General features: G+C 66.2%; 10 protein-coding genes. 6 read left to right on the top strand and 4 right to left on the bottom strand.

The window, feature by feature from the left end:
* Positions 1–258 precede the first annotated feature (258 nt).
* The 5 genes from ACYQR9_RS07335 (at position 259) to ACYQR9_RS07315 (ending at position 7,941) form a co-directional block, all read left to right on the top strand.
* Complete coding sequence (locus ACYQR9_RS07335; RefSeq protein ID WP_461229191.1) at positions 259–1,497, top strand: MFS transporter; 1,239 nt, start codon at positions 259–261, stop codon at positions 1,495–1,497.
* Positions 1,494–2,207: a siderophore-iron reductase FhuF gene (gene fhuF, locus ACYQR9_RS07330; RefSeq protein ID WP_461229190.1), complete on the top strand. Its 714-nt coding sequence runs from the start codon at positions 1,494–1,496 to the stop codon at positions 2,205–2,207. Before ACYQR9_RS07335 ends, fhuF begins: the two co-directional genes overlap by 4 nt.
* Positions 2,201–3,982 (top strand): ABC transporter ATP-binding protein, encoded by a 1,782-nt coding sequence (locus tag ACYQR9_RS07325; RefSeq protein WP_461229189.1) that lies wholly within the window; start codon positions 2,201–2,203, stop codon positions 3,980–3,982. Before fhuF ends, ACYQR9_RS07325 begins: the two co-directional genes overlap by 7 nt.
* A 620-nt stretch (positions 3,983–4,602) precedes the next feature.
* Entirely contained in the window at positions 4,603–4,911 is a 309-nt protein-coding gene (locus ACYQR9_RS07320) for a GCG_CRPN prefix-to-repeats domain-containing protein (RefSeq protein WP_461229188.1), read from the top strand.
* A 243-nt stretch (positions 4,912–5,154) separates the two neighbouring features.
* Positions 5,155–7,941 carry a bifunctional diguanylate cyclase/phosphodiesterase gene (locus tag ACYQR9_RS07315; protein ID WP_461229187.1) on the top strand — a complete coding sequence of 929 codons (2,787 nt, stop codon included), beginning with the start codon at positions 5,155–5,157 and terminating at the stop codon, positions 7,939–7,941.
* A 127-nt stretch (positions 7,942–8,068) separates the two neighbouring features.
* Here ACYQR9_RS07315 and ACYQR9_RS07310 read toward each other — a convergent pair whose 3' ends face one another.
* On the bottom strand, positions 8,069–8,257 hold the full coding sequence (locus tag ACYQR9_RS07310) for a hypothetical protein (RefSeq protein WP_156467658.1): 189 nt from the start codon (positions 8,255–8,257) through the stop codon (positions 8,069–8,071).
* Positions 8,258–8,559: 302 nt separating this feature from the next.
* Between ACYQR9_RS07310 and ACYQR9_RS07305 the strand changes: the two genes are divergently transcribed.
* A complete protein-coding gene (locus ACYQR9_RS07305) occupies positions 8,560–9,627 on the top strand; it encodes a spore photoproduct lyase family protein (protein WP_461229186.1) in 1,068 nt (355 codons plus the stop codon).
* A gap of 40 nt (positions 9,628–9,667) precedes the next feature.
* Here the strand turns inward: ACYQR9_RS07305 and ACYQR9_RS07300 are convergent, their stop codons facing one another.
* The 3 genes from ACYQR9_RS07300 to ACYQR9_RS07290 form a co-directional block, all read right to left on the bottom strand.
* Positions 9,668–10,351 (bottom strand): class I SAM-dependent methyltransferase, encoded by a 684-nt coding sequence (locus ACYQR9_RS07300; protein ID WP_461229185.1) that lies wholly within the window; start codon positions 10,349–10,351, stop codon positions 9,668–9,670.
* Positions 10,352–10,412: 61 nt separating this feature from the next.
* Complete coding sequence (locus ACYQR9_RS07295) at positions 10,413–11,486, bottom strand: glycosyltransferase (protein WP_461229184.1); 1,074 nt, start codon at positions 11,484–11,486, stop codon at positions 10,413–10,415.
* Positions 11,483–12,400, bottom strand: coding sequence for a galactosyltransferase-related protein (locus ACYQR9_RS07290; RefSeq protein ID WP_461229183.1), 918 nt, complete (start codon positions 12,398–12,400; stop codon positions 11,483–11,485). Before ACYQR9_RS07290 ends, ACYQR9_RS07295 begins: the two co-directional genes overlap by 4 nt.
* Positions 12,401–12,425: the final 25 nt, after the last annotated feature.

Raw genomic sequence — 12,425 nt, 5'->3', positions numbered from 1 at the left:
TCATAATCCCAAAGAAAGGCCAATGTTTACAGCAGATTAGACTGTTTAAAAACTATACTCGCCGCGAGAAGCAGGGAGGCTCCGGATGTCCGAAGGGAAGCCCTGTCACGTCGCGCACCGGTTCGCGGATCGATCGCCGCGTCATTCGAGGCCATTAAAGTGCCTTCTCGGAGGAGCCGGCGTGACCGGCCCGGGAGGATGGTTCCCAGGGTCCATGCCTATCCTCGCCGGGCAACCGGGCCGGGTGGCGCGGATCGCATGAGCGGGATCTGGTTCGAGGGAGCGTCCAGGGCGTGGCGCCGGGCGCGGCCCCTGCTGCCGTTCTTCTGCCTCTACATCACCTTCGGGACCACGCTCGGCTTCCTGGCCAGCGGAGCCCCGCTGATCCTGCGGGCACGCGGCGTCGAACTCGCCGAGATCGGCCTGCTGCAGCTTATCAACTTGCCTGTCGGTCTGACGTTTCTCTGGGCCGTCGCCATCGACAGGCTGCGCCTGCCCGGCCTGCCGCATCGCATCGGCTGGATCGCGCTGATGCAGGGCGCGACCATCGCATTGCTGCTGGTGCTGAGCCTGGGCGAGGCGTGGCCGCTCGGTCTCCTCCTCGGCCTCGCGGTGGCGACCTGCTTCTGCGTCGCCACCATGGACATCGCCCTCGAAGCTTTGGTGGTCGAGACGGTGCCCGCCGACCGGCGGCCCTTCGTGGCGTCGGCCAAACTCTCCGGTGCGTCGCTGGGCGGAATCGCCGGCGCGGGGCTACTGGTCGGGTACTACGACACGGTCGGCTGGCAGGCCGCCGTGCTGGGCATCGCCGGCCTCAACCTTCTCTGCCTGCTGCCGATGCTGCGCTACCCGGAAGTCCGGCTCCGCCGAGATACCGCTGAGGCGGAGCGCGTGGCAGCCCCGTTCGAACGCCTGCGTCTCCTGGCGCCACGCATCCTGGTCCTGGGCCTGTATTTCGCCGCCATGTTCGCCCTCTCCGGCCTGAACAATCTCGCCCTGCTGGATCTCGGGGCGCCGTTGCGGGAGGTCGGATTCGTCACCGGTTCTCTCTCGCCTGTCATCAACCTCGTCATGGCCCTGATCTCGGGCGTCCTCGTGCGACGGGTCGGGACCCTGCGGCTCATCACGGTCTCCGCGCTGGGCGTGATCGCCGGCGGCGGGTTGATGATCGCCAGCGCTGCCATCGGTTCGGCCACGCTCGCCATAGCCGCGACGATCCTCGGAATCGTCGGCGGCGGAGGGCTCGGAGTGCCGGTGTTCAACATGATCTATCGCTGGGCGCAGGGGCCTCGCCCCGCCACCGATTACGCGCTCCTGTTCGGGGCGGCATTCTTTGCCGCGATGCCCCTGCGCGTCGCCGCGCCGGCGCTCGCGGCGCATGTGGGCTGGCCGGGCTACTTTACCGCCGCGATCCTGTTCTACACTGTCGCCTTCGTCGCCCTGCGCGCGACGATCCGCCGGACCCTCGACGCCGATCGGGTCGCGGGGGTCGCATGATCGATCAACTCGCCGCGCTGGTTCCACCGTCGCTGTCGGCCTTCGGCTGCCGGATCGCCACGGCGCCGTCCGGGTCCGGCACCCGGCCGCTCTCGATCCTCACCAGCAAGGCCAGGTTCGACGAGGTGGTGGACGGGTTCGGAAGGGCATCAGGCGAAGGCTTCGAGACCGCCGACCGCCGCGCCCTCGTCTCGCTCTGGACGCAGTACTACCTCCCCGCCCTGATCATCCCCTACTTCACCGCGCTCAGCCGCCTCGGCCGTGCCCTGCCGATCGGGTTCGACCGGGTCGGCTTCGAACTCGACGAGAACGGCATCGTCTCCCGCTTCATCGTGGCGGAGGAGGACGACCGGCGCGCAGGCCCGGAGCCCGGGCTCGATCCCCTGATCGAAGAGCATCTGCGACCGTTCTTCGACCTGTGCCAGACCCATTACGGCCTCTCCCGCCATGTCCTCTGGTGCAATGCCGGCGTGACCGCCGATTTCGCCCTGCGCGAGTTGAGCCGTGACGCGGTTCCGGCCTTCTCGCGGGCCGAAGCATGCCTCGGCCGTTGCGGTGGCGATGCGTTCGGCCGCTGCCCGCTGGCCCAGGCTTTCCGAGGCGGCGAGGAGCGGCGGCGGCGGGTTTGCTGTATGCGCTACCGCATACCGGGCGTCCCCTCTTGCGGCGCCCTCTGCCCCGTCGATCACCTGACGAAAGCATCATGCTGAAGGACTTCCTCGCTTATTACCGCCCGCACCGGACCCTGTTCCTCGTCGATTTCGGCTGCGCGGTCCTGTCGGGCCTGCTCGAACTGGGCTTCCCCATGGCCGTGAAGGCCTTCGTCGATGTGCTGCTGCCGCGCCAGGACTGGCAGTTGATCGTGCTCGCCGCCCTCGGCCTCGGCGTGATCTACGTGGCCAATGCCGGCCTCATGGTGGTGGTGACCTATTGGGGGCACGTGCTCGGCATCAATATCGAGACGGAGATGCGTCGCCGTGCCTTCGATCATCTGCAGAAGCTCTCGTTCCGCTATTTCGATAACCAGAAGACCGGTCACCTCGTCGCCCGCGTCACCAAGGATTTGGAGGAGATCGGCGAGGTCGCCCATCACGGCCCGGAGGACCTCTTCATCGCGGTGATGACCTTGGTCGGCGCCTTCGCGCTGATGGTCTACGTCCACCCGCCGCTGGCCTTCCTGACCGCCGCCATCCTGCCGGTGATCGCCTTCGTCACACTCCGCTACGGCGGTCGCATGACACGGAACTGGCAGACGCAATACGGTCGTGTCGCCGCCTTCAATGCCCGGATCGAGGAGAATGTCGGCGGCATCCGCGTGGTGCAGGCTTTCGCCAACGAGCCGCACGAGCGGCGCCTGTTCGCCGCCGACAACCGGAAATACCGCGAGACCAAGCTCGAAGCCTACCGGATCATGGCCGCCAGCCTGTCGATCAATTATCTCGGCATGCGGCTCGTCCAGATCGTCGTGCTGCTGGGCGGCGCGGCCTTCGTCGTGCGCGGTGAGCTCTCGCCCGGTGGGTTCATCGGGTTCCTGCTGCTGGTGGGCGTCTTCTACAGGCCGCTCGAGAAGATCGGCGCCGTCGTCGAGACCTACCCGAAGGGAGTCGCGGGCTTCCGGCGCTACGCCGAGCTGCTCGCCACCGAACCCGACATCGTCGACCGCCCCGGCGCCGTCTCCGTGCCGGCGCTGAAGGGCGACATCCGCTTCGAGGAGGTGAGTTTCGGCTACACCGCCGGACGGCCCGTCCTGACGGGGCTCGATCTTGACATCGCGGCCGGGGAGACCGTCGCTTTCGTCGGCCCGTCCGGGGCCGGCAAGACGACGTTGTGCTCCCTCATTCCGCGGTTTTACGAGGTAGAGAGCGGGCGCATCACCGTCGACGGCATCGACATCCGCGACCTCACCCTGGCCTCCCTGCGCCGGCAGATCGGCATCGTGCAGCAGGACGTCTTCCTGTTCGCGGGCACGATCCGCGAGAACATCGCCTATGGCCGGCTCGACGCCACCGAGGCGGAGATCGCGCAGGCCGCGGAGCGGGCCAAGCTCACCGCCCTGATCGAGGGCCTGCCCAACGGCCTCGACGCCGTCGTCGGCGAACGCGGCGTCAAACTCTCGGGTGGCCAGAAACAGCGCCTCGCCATTGCCCGCGTGTTTCTCAAGAATCCGCCGATCCTGATCCTCGACGAAGCCACCTCGGCCCTCGACAGCGAGACCGAACAGGCGATCCAGGGCTCCCTCGTGGAACTCTCCGAGGGCCGCACCACCCTCGTCATCGCCCACCGGCTCGCCACGATCCGCAAGGCGGACCGGATCGTCGTGGTCGGCCCGGAGGGCATCGTGGAGCAGGGACGGCACGAGGCCCTTCTCTCGGCGGACGGGGCCTACCGACGCCTCTACAATGCGCAATTCGCCCAGGCCGACGATGCGGCGGACCGGGTGCGGATGACCGCCCGGAATGGCATTCTGGAGAACGCTATGCCGTGACCCCGAGGGCCGGCGCGTCCTTTCCGATCGGCTCTGCCGTTCTGACGCCCCCTTCCCTGGCGATGGCACGAACCAAATGCCGGGACGTCAGGACGCCATTCAAGAGATGCCATCGCGCCGCAAAGGCGGATGCTCGGCTTCTTGCTCCAACACAGTCGCTGAGCGCCGACAACTTCCTGTTCTAGACCGCGCCTTCAAGCGGCAAAGAACGCGGCGCGTGCCACCCCATGGACCGGACCGGAATTGCATCCGAGCCGGCCCATGAATCCCGTCTCGACCGGGATGACCGATGCGAAACGCTTCACATCGGTCGGCCGGAAGGCGAGCGAGAACCACCAGCATCGTGAATGCGACCGTGTCCGCGACAGCGGAACCGATGCGTTTCGGGCTCCGGGCTCGATTCTTCCTCGCCATGCCCTTGAAGCGACGCGTAACGATGCGCGGAGCGGGGATCTCGACGCCCGAACGAGAAGGTCGTCAGCGTAACGACGCTCGCATCGACGACATCAATGGATGAATGTGCAGTTTATCGATAGGTTTTGCTAACTGCCACTCGTGATGCTGTTTGCAAAATGCGAGTTCACCATGCGTAATCCCCTCGCCATGTGAGGATCATTACGATGAAGCCATGCATTCCCGCCCTGGTCGCCCTCTGCAGTTTGGCATCGGTGCCTGCGATGGCCTTTCCCATCGCCTCAAATCTTGCGAGTGAGGCTCCGGTGCTGAGCGTTGCCGGAGGCTGCGGCCCGGGAGCGTGGCGTGGCCCATGGGGCCATTGCCGCTCGACGCCTTATGTCGGTCGCCTGCCGGGCGGCTGGTATCAGGCACGGGCCGGCAATGGCTGCCCTCCCGGTTACTGGCGCGGGCCGTGGGGGCATTGTCGCAACACGCCCTATCACGGCCGCCTGCCCGGTGGCGGCTGGAAGTAGCGGGTCCGGTTTCCCGGAGCCTGGGGCAAGGCTCGCTCTCCGTGAGCACCGGTCGCCGGCACCCGGCATCTGAACAGGTCGGCGGCGAGCCAGGAAGTCGCGGCTTTATTGAGGAAATCCCCGTCTCGATCAGACCTCTATTATAACTTAAGGCAAAAGTTCCGAGTTTTTTAAACCGTACCCCGGCAGGCTCGCCCCTAATTGGCGAAAGGCTGTCGTTGGATGTATCGTGCATTTTTGTGCATGACCGAGGAGCATCACTGGTGGGTCGTACCACTGGCCGTCCTCGTATGTTGGGTGTCGAGTCACACCGCTCTGCGGCTCGTTCGCCACGTCTTTCGAAGCCAGGGCTTCGAGACATGGGCCTGGCTGTTCGCGGCTGGTTTCTCGGCCGGTGCCGGCATGTGGAGCACCCACTTCATCGGGATGCTCGGCTATGATCCAGGCCTCGCGACCGGCTACGATCTGACGCTCACCCTCGTTTCCCTTCTCGTCGGCATCCTCGGTTCGATGGTGGCGCTCGCCTTGTCCCGATGGAGCGCGGCCCCCGCGGTGGCTGTCGCGGCCGCGGTGATCCTGGGCATCAGCATGACGGGGATGCATCTCGCGGGGATGGCGAGCCTGCAGGTCGCCGCTACCCCTGTGATGAACTGGCCGCTCCTCGCCACGGCGCTGCTCATCGGCTGGTCGCTGACGGCCATCGCCTTCGTGATTTTTGCACGCGACACGCTTCGATACGCCACCACCGTGGCGGCGACGCTCCTGACGATTTCCGTCGCGGGCGTGCATTTCGCCGCCATGGGCGCAGCCGAGCTGATCCCGAACATGGCCGCGCCCGAGATTGCGTCGAGCCTGCCGCGTTTCGCGCTGGCGTCGGGCATCGCCGCGACCATGCTGACGATTGTCGGTTTCGCGGGACTCGCCCTGTTCGTCGACCGCATGCGCCGGGCCAACCAAGCCTTGCGCACGAGCGAAGCCGCTTATCGGCTTCTCGCGGAGAACACCAAAGACGTCATCATCTGGTCCGACCTCGATACCATCCGCCGTTATGTCTCGCCCGCGTCGGTGGCGGTGCTCGGTTATCCTCCCGAAGACATCATCGGCACCCGGCCCATCGATTTCGTCCATCCCGAGGATGTCGCCCAACACCGACATGTTCTCTCCGACCTTGTCGAGGGCCGGATCGAGGGAGCTATCACGACCCAGCGCTATCGTCGGCAGGACGGCTCGTGGGTATGGATCGAAGCGTGCCTCAAGGTCACGCGCCTGCCCGGCTCGTCCAAGCCCATCGGCTACGTGTCGTCGTTACGCGACGTCACCGACCGCAAGGCCGCGGAAACGGCGTTACGATCCAGCGAAGAAAGGCTCGCTTTCGCCCTGGACAGCGGCAGCGACGGCCTTTGGGACTGGGACCTCCCGACGGGCAAGGTGTGGCTCTCGGACCGTTGGCAGAGCATGCTCGGCTACGAACCCGGTGAAATCGAGGGGCATATCGAGGCGTGCGAACAGCTAACGCATCCCGTCGATGTCGTGACCGTCCGCCGGCGCCTCCTCGACCATATCGGCGGGCGAACGCCGATTTTCGAATGCGAACTTCGCATGCGGAAGAAGGACGGGGGCCATACCTGGATCTTATCGCGCGGCAAGGTGGTGACACGCGACGCAACCGGACGCCCGCTGCGCATGGTCGGCACCCATATCGACATCGCGGAACGCAAGCATGCGGAACATCAGCTCGAACATCTGGCCACGCATGATGTGCTGACCGGCCTGCCCAACCGCGCGCTGTTCCGGGACCGGCTCGGCCGGGAAATGGACAATGCACAACGACGCGGGCACATCTTCGCCGTCCTCGCCTGCGACCTCGACCGCTTCAAAGCGGTCAATGACAGCCTCGGCCATCCGGCGGGAGACAGCCTCCTTCGAGCCGTCGCTGAGCGGTTGACGTCGGTCATTCACGAGGGCGACACCGTTGCGCGATTGGGCGGCGACGAATTTGCCATCGTGCTGAGAGAACCCGATCTCCTTCAGACTGCCACCACCACGGCGCAGCAGGTGATCGAGGCGCTGCAATCGCCCTTCGACCTCGGCGGCCGCTCCGTCAGTGTCGGCGTCAGCATCGGCATCGCTGTCGGGCCGCAGGATGGCGGCGACCCGGATCAGTTGTTCAAGAATGCCGACATCGCCCTTTACCGCGCCAAGGCGGCCGGGCGGAACACGTTCCGCTTCTATGAGCCCGGCATGGATGCGGCGATCGCCGCGCGCAACGTTCTCGAACTCGATCTGCGCGAAGCCGTGCGGCTGGGTCAGTTCGAATTGTACTATCAACCGATTATCGAGCTTGCCACCGACACGACCAGAGGCTTCGAGGCCCTGATGCGCTGGCGTCACCCCGTCAAAGGCTTGGTTTCGCCGGCTGATTTCATCCCATTGGCCGAGGAGACCGGCCTGATCGTTCCCCTCGGCAGCTGGGCCCTGCGGGAAGCCTGCCGCGAAGCGGCGGCTTGGCCAGGCGACCTCCGGGTGGCGGTGAACGTCTCGGCAGCGCAATTCACGACGCCCGGCCTGGAGCATTGCGTCGTATCGGCTTTGGCCGCGTCCGGTCTGAGGCCGGACCGCCTGGAGCTGGAGATCACCGAGAGCGTGCTCATCGGTGACGCGGACAGCGTGACGGCTTGCCTTCACCGGCTTCGTGAGCTCGGGATCCGCATCGCGCTGGACGATTTCGGCACCGGCTACTCATCCCTCAACTACCTGCGTCGATTTCCCTTCGACAAGATCAAGATCGACCGGTCGTTCGTTTCCGAGATCGCCGATGCGGACACCGCCGCCATCGTCCGCGCCATCGTCGGACTTGGCGGACGCATGGGAGCGAGCATCACGGCGGAAGGGGTCGAGAACGACGTTCAACTGTCCTGCATTCGTCGCGAAGGATGCACGGAAGCGCAGGGCTATCTTCTGAGCAGGCCCCTCCCGGCCTTGGAGGCGTTCGAGTTCGCATCCACCCGGAAACAAAGCGCTGCCGCTTGAAGCAGCTCACGAACTTTCGGTGATGGATCGGTCTCCCCCGGGGAGTCAACGCAAAGGGAGACTCGTCAGAAACGTCCTGTCCTGCCTGACCGCAAACCCGGGAGACTTCGCATCGGCCAAAGCGGCGTCAGCGGTCTTCACTCAGGATTCTCAAGGCGCAAATTTTCTGGTCGAGCGCGATCAGCATGTCGATGAGGGTGTAAGGCGCGGGTCCGCGATGCGCCATCTCCCGCGCAAGGGCCTGCTTTTCCAATTCCAGCTGATCGATGAGCGTGTCGAAGCAGATCATGCCCGAGATACGCGGCAACCAAGGCAATAGTTTCACCTCCCGTGACGGACGCGTCTTGAGCGCATGTTTCGACACCGCCGCAAAGAGGGCGAGGTTAATTATCTGTTAACGATAGGGTGGCCCATCGGGCCCGGCGGCCAATCCCCGCCTCGGATTTCCGCCGCGCGACGTTCGCTCCCCCGCGATGGCCTGCCACTCGCCCGCTAGACTCGATCGAGCCCCGAAACACGGGCGGCGCGACGACCGGATCGACGGCGAGGGTCATCCCCTCCGGCCCCCGGAGCCCTATCTTACGTGGCACGGGGCGAACGCGCGCCGCAGGACACCGCATGGCCCTTTCCCGCGACATTCTGGATATCAGGACGATCTACCACGAGCCTGCGGTTTCGAATTTTCCGCGCGGCCTCACCATCCTCGACCGCTTTCCCGACGCCGAGCGGATCGAGGTGCCGTCGCACTGGAACATCCCCTCCCTGCACGGCAACGAAGGCTCGGCGGAGGACTGGCTGCGGATCAAGCGCTCGACCTTGGTGCTTGGGGTGAAGAAGGGCCTGACGATGCGGCCGAATGGGCGCAGCGCCCATTTCATCGCGCCCTCCACCTCGAATGGTTGCGCCATGGCTTGCGCCTATTGCTACGTCCCCCGTCGCAAGGGTTTCGCCAACCCGATCTCCCTCTTCGTCAATGTCGAGCAGGTCTGCGCCGCCATTGCCCGCCATGCCGCGCGCCAGGGAAGGCTCCCCGAGCCGGATACGGTGGATGCCGACCATTGGGTCTACGATCTCGGCGAGAATGGCGATCTTTCCGTGGATGCGAGCCTCTCGGACAACGTGCGCGACATGGTTGCTCTGTTCCGAGATCTCCCGAACGCCAAGGCCTCCTTCGCCACCAAGGCCGTGAACCGGGAACTGCTGACCTACGATCCACAGGGCAAGACCCGGATCCGCTTCTCCCTGATGCCCGAACGGATCGCGAAAGTGGTGGATGTGCGCACGGCCCCGATGCGTGAACGCATCGCCGCCATCGACGACTTCGTGGCGGCAGGGTTCGAAGTCCATGTGAACTTCTCGCCGGTCATCCTCTACGAAGGCTGGGAGGCCGATTGGCGAGAACTGTTTACCGCCATCGATGACGGGATCGGGGCGGCGGCGAAGGCGCAGCTCAAGGCCGAGATCATCCTGCTCACGCACAATGCGGATCTCCATGCCGTCAACCTGAACTGGCATCCCCGCGCGGAGGACCTGCTCTGGCGGCCCGATATCCAGGAGGGAAAACGGTCACAGGGTGGCGGCGACAACCTGCGCTATCGAAGCGGCTGGAAAGGGCGGTGGATCGCGCGTTTCAAGGATCATCTGGCCGAGCTGATGCCCTATTGCCAAGTCCGCTATGCCTTCTGAAGCGATGGCGTCCGAGGTGCCGATGCACCCGGCCTAGGTTTCAGACCGGCTTGAGGAACTTGCACTTCCCCTCCTGCGACCAGGGCCCCTTTACGCCGGCTTCCGCGCAGAAGGCGTCGACCGCCCGCGTGACCCCGGGGAAGCTCCCGCCCAGGCGGTCATAATCGTCGGCGACGAACAGGCCGCCCGGGCGCAGAACCGGCCACCACGCCCGAAGGTCCGCCGCCACGGAAGACTCTTCGTGGCCGGCATCCAGATGGATGACGTCGGCAGCGACGTTGCGCAGGCGCATCAGTTCCGCAGCGTTCACCGAGTCCAGTGGAAGCGGTACGACCCGGTCCGCCAGCCCCTCGCGCAGGACGTTGGCCAGGAAGCTCCGGTAGAGGCTCGGATAGCCGTGTTCGGTGGCGAGTTCGGCGAACAGACCCGAATCCGCCCAATGGTCGACGGCGCCGAGCCAGGTATCCACCGCGATGACGGTTCCCTCGACACCATGCGCCGCCATGGTCCTGGCCAGATGCAGTGTGCTCGCGCCCTTCCAGGCGCCGATCTCCACGACCACGTGAGGCCGGAATTCGATGACGGCTTCGTCGAGATAGGGATGGACGCTGCGCCAGCCCTGGAGATCGAGGGGCCGCAGGTCATCCGGCGGGTTCGCGAAGGGATCGCGGCCGTGCCAGAGGGCGTCGATGACGGCGCGGCGGGTCCAGGGGATAAGGCTCATGGGCGGCTCACGAAGAGGTTGCGCCCATCCTCGGGGCGGGCATCCGGAGGGGCGAGGGAACTCAGGGCCGCTTCACCTGCGCCTGCACTCGCGCCTGCGCGTAGAGGGCCTCGCAGCGTTCCAGCCAGAGATCGCGGGTGAACAGGCGCATGACACGGGCGTGCGGGACCTCGCGCGGGATCGTGAGGGCCTCACCGATCGCGACGGCGAGCGCAGAAATGTCGTCCGGCGGCACGAGGTATCCGGCCTCGCCGACGACCTCCGCAGCGGCCCCCATCATGATCCCGGCCACCGGCACGCCGCAGGCCATGGCCTCGATCACCACGAGGCCGAAGGGCTCGTCCCAGCAGGGCGTGAACAGGAAGACCGAAGCGCGGCCGATCTCCTTCGCAAGGGTGTCGCCGCAGAGGTGGCCGCCGTAGCGGATGTCGCCGCCGAGCTGCGGGGCGACCCGCGCGTCCCAGTATTCCCGATCCTCGATCGGACCGAACAACGTCAGGGGGAGGCCGGCGCGCTGCGCCGCCGCGACGGCGAGATGAGTGCCCTTGATGGGCGCGATGCGCCCGGACCAGACGGCGCTGCCATCGCCCCGATCACGATAAGGCCAGGCGCGAGGATCGATGCCGTTATGGAGGACGGACACATTCTCCGGTGGCGCACCGGGCCACCAGACCTTGCGCTGGGCCTCCGACGTGATGGTGATCCGGTGCCCGGGCACGAGGCTCTCCTGCACGAACCAGCGCAGGGCGTCGTAGGGCGGGACGTGGAGCGACGTCACAGTCGGCACCGCCGCCAAGCGCCGACGCTCCAGGGGCAGGCGGCTCAGCGAGTTGTTGTGCAGCACGTCGAAGCCGCCGGCCGCGATCCGGTCGCAGGCAGCGGCGTAGCCGGCATCCACATGAGCCTTGAGCCCGGAATCGCCCCGGTGCTCCAGGCCGGGGAAGCTGCGCTCGTGATGCACCGGAATCACCGAATCGATCACGAAGCGCGGGTCGCTGTCCCCGGCGGCGAACAGCACCACCTCGTGTCCCCGCGCCATCAGCCCCTCGGCGAGGGTCCAGCAATGGGCTTCCATTCCACCCGCGAAGGGGGCCGCCACCGGATGGCGCAGATGGGCGAGGAGCGCGATCCTCACGCGGTGAGAGCCGTGGCCGACTGGGCTTCGAGGTATCGGATGACGGAGGCCGAATTGCTGTAGGGCTGATGGCTCTGCTGGCCGGTGAGTGCGAAATCACCGGGCTCCGGCCGGCGCAGGATGCGGATCGGCTGGTCGGGAGTGTCGTCGATCAGGCCCATCACCTTGAAGGCGTAGAGCCAGTGGCCCATCGTCCGGTAGCCCCACTTGGCCTCGAACAGTTCGGCGTTGCGCACCACACTGTCGAGATGGTGGACAGGTGGCATGTGGTGCGGATGGTACTGGTGATAGGCGAGGCCGCCCTTCATCCAGGCGATGGGAATCCCACCCTGGTCGAGGATCTTGCCGAAATCCGTGTCCTCGCCGCCATAGCCGGTATAGCGCTCGTCGAAGCCGCCGGTGGCCAGGAAGGTGGCGCGCCGGATAGCGAAATTTAGGGACCAGAAGCAGCGATAATCGGGACAGATTTCGAGGCCGGAGGCCGGGGGGCCCCGGCGGTCGGAATGCTTCTCCGCGACCGCTGCAAAATCCGCGATGGTCCAGTCGCCCGCAGTGGCGTGCTCGGGCAGGTGGAGCACCTCACCCATCAGCAGGCCGTCGAGTTCGGCGAGGCCTCTTGCATAGTCGGCGACGAGTTCGGGGGCCGGGATGCAATCGACGTCGAGGAAGATGACCGCGTCCCCGCTGGCTTCCGCGACGCCCCGGTTGCGGGCCGCCGCCAGCGGCAGGTCCGTACCCGGCACCAGGATCTGGCGGATCGGGAAGCCGACCTCGGGCAGGTCGTAGGCCACGTCCTGCATCACCGCGATGATGAACTCGGCGGGCCTCTGCGTCTGGCGCTCCAAGCCCCGCAGCACGTTGCGCAGGTGCGCGGGCCGTCCCTTGGCCAGGGTCACGACGGAAACGGTGGACATCGGTCGGTCTGGCTCCGGGCGGGTT

This window comes from Methylobacterium sp. CM6241 (assembly GCF_054817845.1).
This window is presented reverse-complemented; position numbering and strand designations above follow the sequence as displayed.

What these genes read in the sequence shown, in the direction of transcription:
- ACYQR9_RS07325 (WP_461229189.1), top strand. Translation starts at nt 2,201, where the DNA reads ATGCTGAAGGACTTCCTCGCTTATTACCGCCCGCACCGGACCCTGTTC.
- ACYQR9_RS07290 (WP_461229183.1), bottom strand. Translation starts at nt 12,400, where the DNA reads ATGTCCACCGTTTCCGTCGTGACCCTGGCCAAGGGACGGCCCGCGCAC.
- ACYQR9_RS07335 (WP_461229191.1), top strand. Translation starts at nt 259, where the DNA reads ATGAGCGGGATCTGGTTCGAGGGAGCGTCCAGGGCGTGGCGCCGGGCG.
- fhuF (WP_461229190.1), top strand. Translation starts at nt 1,494, where the DNA reads ATGATCGATCAACTCGCCGCGCTGGTTCCACCGTCGCTGTCGGCCTTC.
- ACYQR9_RS07305 (WP_461229186.1), top strand. Translation starts at nt 8,560, where the DNA reads ATGGCCCTTTCCCGCGACATTCTGGATATCAGGACGATCTACCACGAG.
- ACYQR9_RS07320 (WP_461229188.1), top strand. Translation starts at nt 4,603, where the DNA reads ATGAAGCCATGCATTCCCGCCCTGGTCGCCCTCTGCAGTTTGGCATCG.
- ACYQR9_RS07315 (WP_461229187.1), top strand. Translation starts at nt 5,155, where the DNA reads ATGACCGAGGAGCATCACTGGTGGGTCGTACCACTGGCCGTCCTCGTA.
- ACYQR9_RS07300 (WP_461229185.1), bottom strand. Translation starts at nt 10,351, where the DNA reads ATGAGCCTTATCCCCTGGACCCGCCGCGCCGTCATCGACGCCCTCTGG.